Raw genomic sequence first — 12,070 nt, 5'->3', positions numbered from 1 at the left:
AATGAGCCGAAAACAGCTGGGCATCGAAACGTTTTAATGCCACCAAACCATTGTCGAAGTTATAAAAAAAGCCCCCTACTGAAAGTTTCTCTCTAGTAGGACTGGGCTTACATAACATCATGCATAGGACCTACATGGGGGCGACAGCTAATCTTATGTTCGGCAAGAGACTATGGCATTAATGTACACACATCGCGATGAGGAAACCCATCCAAGCAATCGCCCCAGTGATGTATGTCAGAGATAACGAGGACAAAATGAATAACGCCCAACTCGGTAACGCCGCCCAGAAAAAGGCGCAATCGGTGAATCAGATCCCCTCGACCAGCGAAGAAATCAAACTGGCCGCCCGTCCGGTTGTGAGCTACAGCGGCACCCAACAAAACGAGTTGCTCGCGGCCCTGCCGCGCCAAGACCTGGAAACCCTGTTTGAGCACCTGGAACTCGTTCCGCTGCCCTTCGGCAAGGAACTGTTCGAATACGGCAGCAAGCTGGAATACGTGTACTTCCCCACCACCGCCATCGTCTCCCTCCTGTACGTGATGGAAGACGGCGCCACGACGGAGATCGCCGTGGTCGGCCATGAAGGTGCCGTCGGTGTGTCGCTGTTCATGGGCGAGCGCGCCACGTGCAGCGCCGTCGTCCAGAGCGCCGGCTACGGCTACCGCCTCAAGACCCAATACCTGCGCGACGCCTTCAACAAAGGCGGCGCCCTGCCCCAACTGCTGATGCGCTACACGAACGCGCTGTTCGCCCAGATGGCCCAGAACGCCGTCGGCGGCCGCCACAGCTCGATCGAACAAAAACTGTGCCGCTGGCTGCTGGACCGCCTGGACCGTTCGCCGAGCAATGAACTGAAAGTTACGCAGGAACTCATCTCGATCATGCTGGGCGTGCGCCGCGAAAGCATCACGGCCGCTGCCGGCAAGCTGCAGGACGAAGGCCTGATCCAGTACCGCCGCGGCAACATCACCGTGCTGAACCGCCAGGGCCTGGAAGACTACGCGGGCGAGTGCTACAAGGTCGCTAAAAGCGAGTATGACCGCCTGCTGATGGACGTGTCGCGCGCATGAGCGGTAACGCATCCCGCCCCGCCGTCGCCAATGACGACTGGGCCTGGGCTGCGCGCAGTTGATCACGCAATTGACTATGTAGTTGATGCTCGGCCGGCGCGGCCGGTTCCGGTGGCGTTTCCTCCGCCGGTGCTGCCGAGGGCGCCACGGCCAGCGCCGCGATATCCAGGGTGCCGCCTGACGCGGTCCCGCCGGATTCGGTACCGCCCGGCACCGTCACCGGAACGATGGCGTGAACCGTGGTCCCGATCCCGTTCACGCCGCGGTCCACCCGCAATGTCCCTCCCAGCAGCAATGCCCGTTCGCGCATCCCCAGCAGGCCATGCGATTTCGGACGGCGCATCGCGTCCGGCGGAATCCCGACACCATCGTCGCTGACCTCGAGCGTAAATGCCTCCCCTTCGCGCGCCAGGTGCACGACGACGTGACGGGCCTGTGCGTACTTCGCTACGTTGTTCAGCGATTCCTGCGCGATGCGGAACAGCGCGATCGACTGCGCGGAGCCGGCGCTGTCGATGTCGCCCTCGATGAGCGCCTCGCAGTCGACGCCCGTCGTGCGGCCGAAGTCTTCGCAATAACTCTGCAGCGCGGCGGACAGGCCCAGGTTGTCCAGCAGGCTCGGACGCAGGTCTTCCACGATGCGGCGCTTCAGTTCCACCGTCTCGACGAGCACGGCGCGGGCGCGGCCCAGCGTCTCCGCATGGTCCGGGTGCGCGGTCTTGATCTGGTCGGTCACCGACGCGAGATGCATGCCGATGGCCGTCAGGTTGGCGCCCATCTCGTCGTGCAGTTCGCGCGCCAGTTTGGCCTTTTCTTCTTCCGACACGCGGATCAGGTGGCGCGACAGCACGGACAACTGCTCCGTGCGCTCCGTCACGAGCGATTCCAGGTGATCATTGGTTTGTTGGAGTGCTCGCTCGGCATTCAGGCGTGCGCGGAAGCTGCGGCGGATCAGGTTGTAGAACAGGACAAGGGTGACGAGTGCCGCCACGTTGATGCCGAGGCCGCGCAGCGCGGCGAGCCGGTAGCGGTCGTAGAAGACGGCGCTGCGCGCGGCGAGCGTTTCGTTCTGTTCGCCCGTCATGATCACCACCTGCAGGCGGATCTCGTCCATGTGGGTCTTGTCTTCCTGCGTCTGCGCGATGGCGACGATGTCGGAGAGGCCGCCATGGCGATAGACTTCCAGGCCCTGGTTCATCAGGTTGATGCGGCGGACGACGAGATTCTGCAGCTGGGTGAGGTTCTTCAGCTGGGAAGGATTGTCGGCCAGCAGCGTCTTGAGGCTGTTGAACTGGCCATCCAGTTCACGCTCGGCCGTGCGCAACGGGCCCAGGTAGGTGTCGGAACCGGACAGATAATAGCCCCGCAGACCGCTTTCCGCATCGGTCACGAGCAGGTTCAGGTATTGCAGTTTGGCCGTCACACGATCGGCCTGCGCCTGACGCGCATTGGCGGTCTTCAGCCCGTCCAGGTTGCGGACGAGGCTGACGCCGTTGAGGACCAGGATCAGGACACACACGACACACAGCAGCGTCTGGTACAGCGGAAGGCTGCGAACCGGCCTGAACCTGGGGTCGGTGGTGAAAAACATCCTCTGTCGTTCCTTTCGCAGCTTGGCCTGTCCGAGTCATTATAGACCGGGAAAAGTTGCCATGGAGCTCGAATAGGCGTGCGGACGAGGAAATGTAGCGCGGTGACGACGCGCAATTAACAATTCTGCATAGCAAATGTCAAAATTGCTATAACAGTTGCAGGCCGAAAGACAGGGAACCCTGCCATCCGGCCTACCCCGCTCAGTCGAGCAGATTGTTTTTCATGGCGTAATACGTCAGGTCGCTGTTCGACTGCAGACCCATCTTTTCCATGATGCGAGTACGGTAAGTCGACACCGTCTTGATCGACAACGACAGTGCATTGCCGATATCGGACACGGTCGCGCCCTTGGCCAGGCGGAGGAACACCTGGAATTCGCGGTCCGACAATTCCGTATGCAGCGCAGTGTTCGGATCGCGATCGAAACTCTGGGCCAGCAATTCGCCGACCTGCGAGCTGACGTAGCGGCGGCCCTGGTACACGGTACGGACGGCCGTCTTGAGTTCGTCCGCGTCGCATTCCTTGTTCAGGTAGCCGTTGGCGCCCATCTTGAACAGATTGAGCGCGTACTGCTGGGCCGGATAGCCGGACAGGATCAGGACCGGCAGATTGGGCTGGCCCTGTCGAATGGTGCGCAGGATATCGATGCCGCTCTGGTCCGGCATGGCGATGTCCAGCAGCAGCACGTCGCAGATCTCGCGGCGTGCGATGTCGAGGGCCTCGCGTCCTGTCGCGCCTTCGGCCACGACTTCGAACTCGCCCGACGACGAAAAAATCTGTTTGAAACCTGCTCGAACTATCTGGTGATCGTCACAAATGGCAACGCGTATCATTGTCTTCCCTTAAGTTTTCCCGATACAGGAAAGAGCCGAGGCTGGCCCCTCACGCCTCCGGTCAGGTCATGCGTTTGAGTCAGCAAACTGCAAGTGACATTTTAGCACCTCCGGGGTGCAGAACAACAGGCGCGCACGCCTGAGCTGGCTGCGTCGGCCGTAGCGCCCTCGGCGGGCTTCAGACTGCCGGCGAACCGTGCTTGAGCAGAGCGAGAATGGCGTGCAGCTCGGCGCGCAACGCTTCCGGCTCGATGGTCGGCACGGCTGGCGCTGGTGGCGGCTCCGGCAACGCCTCGACCTCGAGCTGGCCGCGCCCATCCAGGCGGTTGCGTGCTCCGCTGATGGTGAAGCCCTGCTCGTACAGCAGTTCACGGATACGCCGGATCAACAGCACTTCGTGGTGCTGGTAATAGCGGCGGTTTCCACGGCGTTTGACCGGTTTTAGCTGGGTGAATTCCTGCTCCCAGTAGCGGAGCACATGCGGCTTGACCCCGCACAATTCGCTGACTTCGCCAATCGTGAAATAGCGCTTGGCCGGGATCGGCGGCAGCACGGTCGGTTCCATCTTGTTCGGTCGGTCGTTCATCGCTCACGAGCCTTGGCGGCTTTATCAGGCTGCACGCGCCAGGGAGGGATGATCGGGGCCGTCGGGGCGATCCGGATTGCGCGGGCTGCCCGGATTGGCCTCCTCGACCATACCCTTCAGCTTCTGGCTGGCGTGGAAAGTCACGACGCGGCGCGCCGTGATGGGGATCTCTTCCCCGGTTTTCGGATTGCGGCCGGGCCGCTGCGGCTTGTCGCGCAGCTGGAAGTTGCCGAAGCCGGACAGCTTGACGGCCTCGCCGCGCTCGAGCGCATTGCGGATCTCGTCGAAGAACGTCTCGACCATGTCCTTGGCCTCGCGCTTGTTCAGACCGACCTGCTCGAACAGCAGTTCGGCCAGCTCCGCCTTGGTCAGGGTCGGCAACGCCTTTTCCGCTTCCTGCCGTACCCGGGCCACCTGCATCGCACGATGCAGATCGGCGGCCAGCGCTTCCTGGAGCACGGCGGAATCAACGTCGTTGTTGTTAATTTTAAAGCCCTACCTTGTTCTGGATGGGGGCTCGAGGAACACATTCCCGAGCCCCTGTTAGGCATCAGCCCTTATCAGGCGCGCAGTTTGGCACCGTGTTTTTGTTGCGCGGCGTTAGCGAGCGCGGCCATGATGGCCTCGACCGCATCGTCCTGCAGCGTCGATTGAGTATCTTGCAAGCCAAAGCGGAAAGCAAGACTTTTTTCATCTTGTTCCAAACCTTTGCCGCGGTATTCATCAAACAAAACAACGGCTTGCACGAGTTTGCCAAGCGCGTTCGACGCCAGTTCCGCCTGGAAAGCGTCGAGCAGCGCCTGGGCCGGCACGTCCTGTTTCACCACCAGCGCGAGGTCGCGCGTGGCGCCCGGGAACTTGGAAATGTCGGCGTAGCGCGGCACGTCGCGCGCGCGCAGCGCATCCGCATCCACCTCGAACAGCACCGGTGCCTGCGGCAGGTCGTACTTCTGCAGCCAGCGCGGATGCAGCTCGCCGATCACGCCGACGACCTTGCCGTCGACTTCCACCGTGGCCGAGCGGCCCGGGTGCAGCGCCGGGTGTTCGGTCTTGCTGAAGCGTACGGCGCGCGGTGCGAACAGGGCTTCCAGGTCGCCCTTGACGTCGAAATAATCGACGGCACGGGTCGGCTGGCCCCACTGCTCGTCCGCGGCCGGGCCGTAGGCGATGGCGGCGACGCGCTTGGGCTGGTCGAAGCCGGCGACGGCCAGCGGACCGTCCTGGGCGTCCGGATTGCGCAGGAACACGCCGCCCACTTCGAACACGCGCACGCGGCCGGCCTTGCGGTTCAGGTTGTAGCGCACGTTGGCGACGAGGCTGCCGATCAGCGTCGAGCGCATCACGCTCATCTGGCTCGCGATCGGGTTCTGCAGGCGGATCGGATTCGTGTTGTTGGCGAAATCCGCTTCCCACTGCTGCTCGACGAAGCTCATGTTCACGACTTCCTGGTAGCCCAGGTCGGCCAGCTCGTGGCGGATGGCGAACAGCGAGCGGGTGTTTTCCGGCTCGATCAGCATCGCCGACGGCGCCACCGGCGGCAACGTCGGAATGTTCTCGAAGCCATAGACGCGCGCCACTTCTTCGATCAGGTCTTCCTCGATCTCGATGTCGAAGCGGTACGACGGCGCCGTCACGTGGAACAGGCCGGTCTCGCGTTCGAACGGCAGGTGCAGGCGCGTAAAGATGTCGGCGACCATATCGTCGGTGACGGGCACGCCGATGACTTTCGCGGCGCGCGCGGTACGCAGGGTGACCGGCTTGCGCTGCGGCAGGTTCGGGGCCTGGTCGTCGATCGGACCGACTTTCGTGTCGGCCGTGCCGCAGATCTCGACGATCAGCGACGTGATGCGTTCGAGGTGCTCGGGGATCGTCGCATAGTCGACGCCGCGCTCGAAGCGGTGTGCGGCATCCGTCGAGAAGTTATAGCGGCGGGCGCGGCCCTGGATGGCGTTCGGCCACCAGAATGCGGCTTCCAGATAAATATTCGTCGTGTCGAGCGAGACGGCCGTGGCGTCGCCGCCCATGATGCCGGCCAGCGACTCGAGCTCTTTCTCGTCGGCGATCACGCCAACCCACTCGTCGATGTCGACCGTGTTGCCGTTCAGGAGCTTCAGCGTTTCGCCCTTGCGGCCCCAACGCACATCCATGCCGCCGTGGATCTTGTCCAGGTCAAACACGTGCGACGGACGGCCCACTTCCAGCATGACATAGTTCGAGATGTCGACGAGGGCCGACACGGAACGCTGGCCGCTGCGCTCGAGGCGGCGCTTCATCCACTCCGGCGTCGCCGCCTTCGCGTTCAGGCCGCGGATGACGCGGCCGGCGAAACGGCCGCACAGGTCCGTCGCGGAAATTTTAACGGGCAGCACTTCGTCCGTGTTCACGGTCGCCGGGCGGAAGGCCGGCAGCGACAGCGGCACGCCGGTCAGCGCGGACACTTCGCGCGCGACGCCCAGCACGGACAGGCAGTCGGCCTTGTTCGGCGTAAGCTTGATCGTGAATTTCAGGTCGTTCAGGGCCAGGTAGTCGCGGATGTTCTGGCCGACGGGCGCGTCTTCCGGCAGCTCCATCAGGCCGCTGCTCTCTTCCGAGAGCTTCAGTTCTTTGGCCGAGCACATCATGCCCTGCGATTCCACGCCGCGCAGTTTGCCGACCTTGATTTCGAACGGCTTGCCGTCCGGACCCGGCGGCAGCACGGCGCCGGCCATCGCGCAGATAGCCTTCATGCCCGCGCGCACGTTCGGCGCGCCGCAGACGATGTTCAGCAGGGTGCCGGTGCCGACGTCGACCTGGCACACGTTCAGGCGGTCCGCGTTCGGGTGCTTGGCCACTTCCTTGACTTCCGCCACGACGACGTTCGAGAACGGCGGCGCAACCGCTTCGACCTCTTCCACTTCGAGGCCGGACATCGTGAGCAGGTGCGCGAGTTCGTCCGAATTGATCTTCGGATCGACCATGGAACGGAGCCAGTTTTCAGAGAATTGCATATTCGTTTGCCTTCTTGTTCGGACGGTTGCGGCTTAGTTAAATTGCTTCAGGAAACGGAGATCGCCTTCGTAGAACAGGCGCAAATCGTTGATCCCGTAACGCAGCATGGTCAGGCGCTCCAGGCCCGAACCGAACGCGAAACCGATGAATTTTTCCGGATCCAGTCCGAAATTGCGGACGACCGTCGGGTGCACCTGGCCGGCGCCCGACACTTCCAGCCAGCGGCCCTTCAGCGGACCGGAGCCGAACGCGATGTCGATCTCGGCCGACGGTTCCGTGAACGGGAAGTACGACGGACGGAAGCGGACCTGCAGGTCGTCCGTCTCGAAGAACGCCTTCACGAAGTTCAGGTACACGCCCTTCAGGTCGGCAAAGCTGATGTCTTCGCCGATCCACAGGCCCTCGACCTGGTGGAACATCGGCGAGTGCGTGGCGTCGCTGTCGACGCGGTACGTGCGGCCCGGCGCGATCACCTTGATCGGCGGCGTGTGGGTGCGGGCATAGCGCACCTGCATCGGGCTCGTGTGGGTGCGCAGCAGCAGCGGCTTGCCGGTGCTGTCATTGCCTTCGATGTAGAACGTGTCCTGCATCGAGCGTGCCGGGTGGTTTTCCGGGCTGTTCAGCGCGGTGAAATTGGTCCAGTCGGTCTCGATCTCGGGGCCGTCGGCCACGTCGAAACCGATCGAGCGGAAAATCTGTTCGACCCGTTCCCAGGTCCGCATGACGGGGTGGATGCCGCCCTTGGCGCGGCCGCGGCCCGGCAGGGTGACGTCGATCGCTTCCGCGTTCAGGCGCGCCATCAATTGCGCGTTGGCGAGATCCTCACGGCGGGCCGTCAACGCCTGTTCGATTTTTTCTTTGGCGGCGTTGATCAGGGCGCCCTGCGCCTTGCGCTGTTCGGGATCGAGCTTGCCGAGGCCCTTCATCAGGTCGGTCACCTGGCCGGTCTTGCCCAGGTATTTCGCTTTTGCGTTTTCCAGCGCGGCAGCGTCTTGTGCCGCACCAAAGTCGGACTGGGCGGAGACGACGAGTTCTTCCAGCGAGTTCATGCGTGTTCTTTTCCTATTGAGGGCGGGAGGCGCCAGAAACAAAAACAGGGCATCGGTCGTGAAACCTTTGCCCCGTCCTTTGCGCATCGGCCGCCCTGCGGCGGCGCGATGCTGGTCTTGCGTTCGCTGTCTGAATTAAGCAGCCAGCTTTGCCTTGACGGTGTTCACGATAGCGGCAAAAGCCGGCTTGTCGTTGACAGCCATGTCGGCCAGGACTTTACGGTCCAGTTCAATCGCGGCTTTCTTCAGGCCGTTCATGAATGCGCTGTAGGTCATGCCGTGCGAACGCGAAGCTGCGTTGATACGGGTGATCCACAGGGCGCGGAAAACGCGCTTCTTGTTGCGGCGGTCGCGGTATGCGTACTGGCCAGCGCGCATGACTGCTTGCTTGGCAATACGGAATACTTTGCTGCGGCGGCCACGATAGCCTTTGGCAAGCTCAAGAACCTTCTTGTGACGGGCACGTGCAGTAACCCCACGTTTTACTCGAGGCATAGTAGCTCCTTAGTTTGATGTGAGATTAAACGGCCGACGGCATCATGCGGTAGACGCTTTGGACGTCGGACGCATTGATGTTACGGGTGCCACGCAGCTGACGCTTGTTCTTGGTGGTTTTCTTGGTCAGGATGTGACGCTTGAACGCCATACCCGATTTAACGGTACCACCCGGGCGCACGCGAAAACGCTTCTTCGCGGAGCTTTTGGTTTTCATTTTCGGCATAGTCTTCTGCCCTCTTACAGGCAGCCTCATATGTGACAGGATTGCAGGTGGCAGCAACGCTGCTCTTGGATGCCTGCTTTCACTTGTCTCTGCAGCGGAAGCGGGTCCACTACAGTCTTGCATCCCCGTCCTTGCGAACATGGGAACCGCAGATTCTAGCACAGTTTTGCGCCAGTGCACATCCCAAGCCATTCACAGGCGACACCGGAAATGGAATAGGCCAAGCCCGGGCCGCGGGACGAACCCGGACCCGGGCCTGGCCCGGCTTGACTGTCACAGCGAGAAACGAAGCGAACCCGCGGCGTAGCTATCGAAGAATTATTTCTTCTTCTTCGGCGCGACTACCATGATCATCTGGCGGCCTTCCAGCTTCGGAAACTGCTCGACCTGGCCATACGGCTCGAGGTCGCCACGCAGACGCTCCAGCATGCGCGCGCCGATATCCTGGTGAGCCATCTCACGGCCGCGGAAGCGCAGCGTGATCTTGGTCTTGTCGCCTTCTTCCAGGAACTTGATCAGGTTACGCAGCTTGATGCTGTAATCACCCTCGTCCGTACCCGGACGGAACTTGATTTCCTTGACCTGGATGATTTTCTGCTTCAGCTTCGCTTCGTGCGCCTTCTTCTGCTCCGAGTACTTGAACTTGCCATAGTCCATCAGGCGGCAGACCGGGGGAACCGCGTTCGGCGCGATTTCCACGAGGTCCACGTTCGCTTCTTCGGCCAGACGAAACGCCTCGGCCAGGCTCACAATGCCCAGCGGCTCGTTGTCTATCCCGTTCAGACGCATTTCCGGGTAGTTGATTTCGCCATTGATGCGATGTGACGACTTGTCAGTAGCTATGTTGTTTCCTTTGAAAGTAAGATGGATAGTGCCGTCTCAAGGCGCGTGCTTGATTACTTCGCCTTGGATGCTACCTCGCCTTGGAGGCGTTCCAGCAGCGCATCGACCGACATGACGCCAAGGTCGACATTGCCGCGGGCGCGAACGGCCACAGTGTTAGCATCCCGCTCTTTATCGCCGACAACTAGGATGTACGGCAGTTTTTGGACGGAGTGCTCCCGAATTTTATAGGTAATCTTCTCGTTCCGCAAATCAGCGTGAACACGCAGGCCAGCCGCTTTCAGCTTTGCCTCGACCTGTTTGACGTAGTCGGCCTGCGCATCCGAGATGTTCAGGATGGCAACCTGGACCGGCGCCAGCCACAGCGGCAGCGCGCCCGCGTAGTTCTCGATCAGGATGCCGATGAAGCGCTCCATCGAACCGACGATCGCGCGGTGCAGCATCACTGGCACTTTACGCGAGTTGTCTTCCGCGACATATTCCGCGCCCAGACGGCCCGGCATCGAGAAGTCGACCTGCATCGTGCCGACCTGCCACGGACGGCCGAGGCTGTCCTTCAGGTGGTACTCGATCTTCGGACCGTAGAACGCGCCCTCGCCCGGCAGCTCCGTCCAGGTCACGCCGCAGCCGCGCAGCGCGGAACGCAGCGCCTCTTCCGCCTGGTCCCACACCTCGTCGGACCCGATGCGGTTTTCCGGACGCAGCGCGATCTTGACGTCGATGTTCGCGAAGCCGAAGTCCTCGTACACCTTCATCGCCTGGGCGTGGAAGGCCACGACTTCCGGCGCGATCTGCTCTTCCGTGCAGAACACGTGGCCATCGTCCTGGGTAAAGCCGCGCACGCGCATCAGGCCGTGCAGCGCGCCCGACGATTCGTTGCGGTGGCACTGGCCGAACTCGCCGTAGCGCAGCGGCAGGTCGCGGTACGAACGCAAGCCCGCGTTATAGATCTGCACGTGGCCCGGGCAGTTCATCGGCTTCAGCGCATAGGTGCGGTTTTCGGATTCGGTCGTGAACATGTTTTCACGATAATTGTCCCAGTGGCCGGTCTTTTGCCACAGGCTGACGTCGATGATCTGCGGCGCCTTGACTTCGTTGTAGCCGGTGACCTGGTAGGTCTTGCGCATGTATTGCTCGATCTGCTGCCAGATGGTCCAGCCTTTCGGGTGCCAGAAGATCAGGCCCGGCGCCTCGTCCTGGAAGTGGAAGAAATCCAGCTGCTTGCCCAGCTTGCGGTGGTCGCGCTTCTCGGCTTCCTCCAACATGTGCAGGTATTGCTCCTGGTCTTCTTTCTTGGCCCAGGCAGTGCCGTAGACACGCTGCAGCATCTCGTTCTTCGAGTCGCCGCGCCAGTACGCGCCCGCCAGCTTCATCAGCTTGAAGACTTTCAGCTTGCCGGTCGACGGCACGTGCGGGCCGCGGCACAGGTCGGTGAACTTGCCTTCGGTGTACAGCGACACATCTTCGTTCGCCGGGATCGACGCGATGATCTCCGCCTTGTAGTCCTCGCCGATCGATTTGAAGTACGCCACGGCTTCGTCGCGCGGCAGCACCTTGCGGGTGACCGGCTCATCCTTCTTGGCGAGCTCGGCCATCTTCTTTTCGATGGCTTGCAGGTCGTCCGGGGTGAACGGGCGCTTGTACGAGAAGTCGTAGTAGAAACCGTTGTCGATCACGGGGCCGATGGTGACCTGCGCTTCCGGGAACAATTCCTTGACGGCATAGGCCAGCAGGTGGGCGGTCGAGTGGCGAATGACGTCCAGGCCTTCCGGATCCTTGTCCGTGACGATGGCCAGGTCGGCGTCGTTCTCGATCAGGAACGACGTGTCCACGACCTTGCCGTCGACCTTGCCGGCCAGCGCGGCCTTGGCCAGGCTCGGGGCGATGCTGGACGCCACCTGGGCGACCGTCACCGGACCTTCGAATTGACGGCTCGAGCCGTCCGGGAGGCGTACATTCAACATTGTGAGCTCCATCGGCGCCATGCGCCCGTTAATAGACAGATTTAAAACCAAGAAATTTTGGACGAAAAAAAACGCGCACTAGGCGCGTTTCTTCAGTGTCGTCGAGCTCCGGTGATTCCGGACAAAAGCACACCCTACCGCGTCTAGCGATTCCCCCACAACGTCGTTGTAGTTCGCGGTGTCATAACCGTGTGTGCCTTTCTCGCTCTTACTGACGACAAGAGCGGAGAACCGAAGTTCCCCGCGCTCGTCTTTGATGTTCTGGTGGGCGGTGCAGAATTCGAATCTGCGACCCCTTGGATGTCGACCAAGTATTCTAACCAGCTGAACTAACCGCCCGTATGCCGCCATTATAAGGGGATAGCACCCATCCTGCAAGGACACCCGGTATACTGCCGCCTGTTTCCACATCGTCCACGT

At 61.6% G+C, this 12,070-nt stretch carries 11 protein-coding genes and 1 tRNA gene; 1 reads left to right on the top strand and 11 read right to left on the bottom strand.

Annotated elements, in window-relative coordinates; all coding sequences use genetic code 11:
• Window positions 1-257: 257 nt before the first annotated feature.
• A complete protein-coding gene (locus P0M04_RS21580; protein ID WP_091667101.1) occupies window positions 258-1,073 on the top strand; it encodes a Crp/Fnr family transcriptional regulator in 816 nt (271 codons plus the stop codon).
• Here P0M04_RS21580 and P0M04_RS21575 read toward each other — a convergent pair.
• From P0M04_RS21575 to P0M04_RS21525, 11 genes are all read right to left on the bottom strand, one after another.
• On the bottom strand, window positions 1,027-2,664 hold the full coding sequence (locus P0M04_RS21575) for a CHASE3 domain-containing protein (protein ID WP_259447080.1): 1,638 nt from the start codon (window positions 2,662-2,664) through the stop codon (window positions 1,027-1,029). The genes P0M04_RS21580 and P0M04_RS21575 overlap by 47 nt on opposite strands.
• 202 nt (window positions 2,665-2,866) lie before the next feature.
• Complete coding sequence (locus P0M04_RS21570) at window positions 2,867-3,499, bottom strand: response regulator (protein WP_036228513.1); 633 nt, start codon at window positions 3,497-3,499, stop codon at window positions 2,867-2,869.
• A gap of 178 nt (window positions 3,500-3,677) precedes the next feature.
• Window positions 3,678-4,085, bottom strand: a complete 408-nt coding sequence (locus P0M04_RS21565) for a MerR family transcriptional regulator (protein WP_259447081.1) — start codon at window positions 4,083-4,085, stop codon at window positions 3,678-3,680.
• A gap of 24 nt (window positions 4,086-4,109) precedes the next feature.
• On the bottom strand, window positions 4,110-4,505 hold the full coding sequence (locus P0M04_RS21560) for an integration host factor subunit alpha (protein ID WP_259447863.1): 396 nt from the start codon (window positions 4,503-4,505) through the stop codon (window positions 4,110-4,112).
• Between the two features lie 140 nt (window positions 4,506-4,645).
• The gene (pheT, locus tag P0M04_RS21555) at window positions 4,646-7,072 is read right to left on the bottom strand and encodes a phenylalanine--tRNA ligase subunit beta (RefSeq protein WP_259447082.1); all 2,427 of its coding nucleotides are present in this window, start codon (window positions 7,070-7,072) and stop codon (window positions 4,646-4,648) included.
• Between the two features lie 33 nt (window positions 7,073-7,105).
• A complete protein-coding gene (pheS, locus tag P0M04_RS21550) occupies window positions 7,106-8,122 on the bottom strand; it encodes a phenylalanine--tRNA ligase subunit alpha (RefSeq protein ID WP_160407640.1) in 1,017 nt (338 codons plus the stop codon).
• A gap of 135 nt (window positions 8,123-8,257) precedes the next feature.
• Window positions 8,258-8,617, bottom strand: a complete 360-nt coding sequence (gene rplT, locus P0M04_RS21545; RefSeq protein WP_036228505.1) for a 50S ribosomal protein L20 — start codon at window positions 8,615-8,617, stop codon at window positions 8,258-8,260.
• 25 nt (window positions 8,618-8,642) lie between these two features.
• Window positions 8,643-8,843, bottom strand: coding sequence for a 50S ribosomal protein L35 (gene rpmI / locus P0M04_RS21540; protein WP_036228503.1), 201 nt, complete (start codon window positions 8,841-8,843; stop codon window positions 8,643-8,645).
• A gap of 318 nt (window positions 8,844-9,161) precedes the next feature.
• Window positions 9,162-9,632, bottom strand: a complete 471-nt coding sequence (infC, locus tag P0M04_RS21535; RefSeq protein ID WP_198119816.1) for a translation initiation factor IF-3 — start codon at window positions 9,630-9,632, stop codon at window positions 9,162-9,164.
• A 107-nt stretch (window positions 9,633-9,739) separates the two neighbouring features.
• Window positions 9,740-11,650 carry a threonine--tRNA ligase gene (thrS, locus tag P0M04_RS21530; RefSeq protein ID WP_259447083.1) on the bottom strand — a complete coding sequence of 637 codons (1,911 nt, stop codon included), beginning with the start codon at window positions 11,648-11,650 and terminating at the stop codon, window positions 9,740-9,742.
• A 262-nt stretch (window positions 11,651-11,912) separates the two neighbouring features.
• Window positions 11,913-11,989 (bottom strand) — tRNA-Val (locus tag P0M04_RS21525).
• Window positions 11,990-12,070 lie beyond the last annotated feature (81 nt).

Origin of the sequence: Telluria mixta (genome assembly GCF_029223865.1) — a bacterium.
Taxonomy (GTDB): domain Bacteria; phylum Pseudomonadota; class Gammaproteobacteria; order Burkholderiales; family Burkholderiaceae_D; genus Telluria; species Telluria mixta.
The sequence above is the reverse complement of the archived record's forward strand: the minus strand, read 5'-3'. Positions and strand labels throughout refer to the sequence as shown.

Bases quoted from the DNA above. Each gene is read 5' to 3' on its own strand.
- P0M04_RS21580 (WP_091667101.1), top strand. From the start codon at position 258: ATGAATAACGCCCAACTCGGTAACGCCGCCCAGAAAAAGGCGCAATCG.
- P0M04_RS21575 (WP_259447080.1), bottom strand. From the start codon at position 2,664: ATGTTTTTCACCACCGACCCCAGGTTCAGGCCGGTTCGCAGCCTTCCG.
- P0M04_RS21570 (WP_036228513.1), bottom strand. From the start codon at position 3,499: ATGATACGCGTTGCCATTTGTGACGATCACCAGATAGTTCGAGCAGGT.
- P0M04_RS21565 (WP_259447081.1), bottom strand. From the start codon at position 4,085: ATGAACGACCGACCGAACAAGATGGAACCGACCGTGCTGCCGCCGATC.
- P0M04_RS21560 (WP_259447863.1), bottom strand. From the start codon at position 4,505: ATGCAGGTGGCCCGGGTACGGCAGGAAGCGGAAAAGGCGTTGCCGACC.
- pheT (WP_259447082.1), bottom strand. From the start codon at position 7,072: ATGCAATTCTCTGAAAACTGGCTCCGTTCCATGGTCGATCCGAAGATC.
- pheS (WP_160407640.1), bottom strand. From the start codon at position 8,122: ATGAACTCGCTGGAAGAACTCGTCGTCTCCGCCCAGTCCGACTTTGGT.
- rplT (WP_036228505.1), bottom strand. From the start codon at position 8,617: ATGCCTCGAGTAAAACGTGGGGTTACTGCACGTGCCCGTCACAAGAAG.
- rpmI (WP_036228503.1), bottom strand. From the start codon at position 8,843: ATGCCGAAAATGAAAACCAAAAGCTCCGCGAAGAAGCGTTTTCGCGTG.
- infC (WP_198119816.1), bottom strand. From the start codon at position 9,632: ATGCGTCTGAACGGGATAGACAACGAGCCGCTGGGCATTGTGAGCCTG.
- thrS (WP_259447083.1), bottom strand. From the start codon at position 11,650: ATGTTGAATGTACGCCTCCCGGACGGCTCGAGCCGTCAATTCGAAGGT.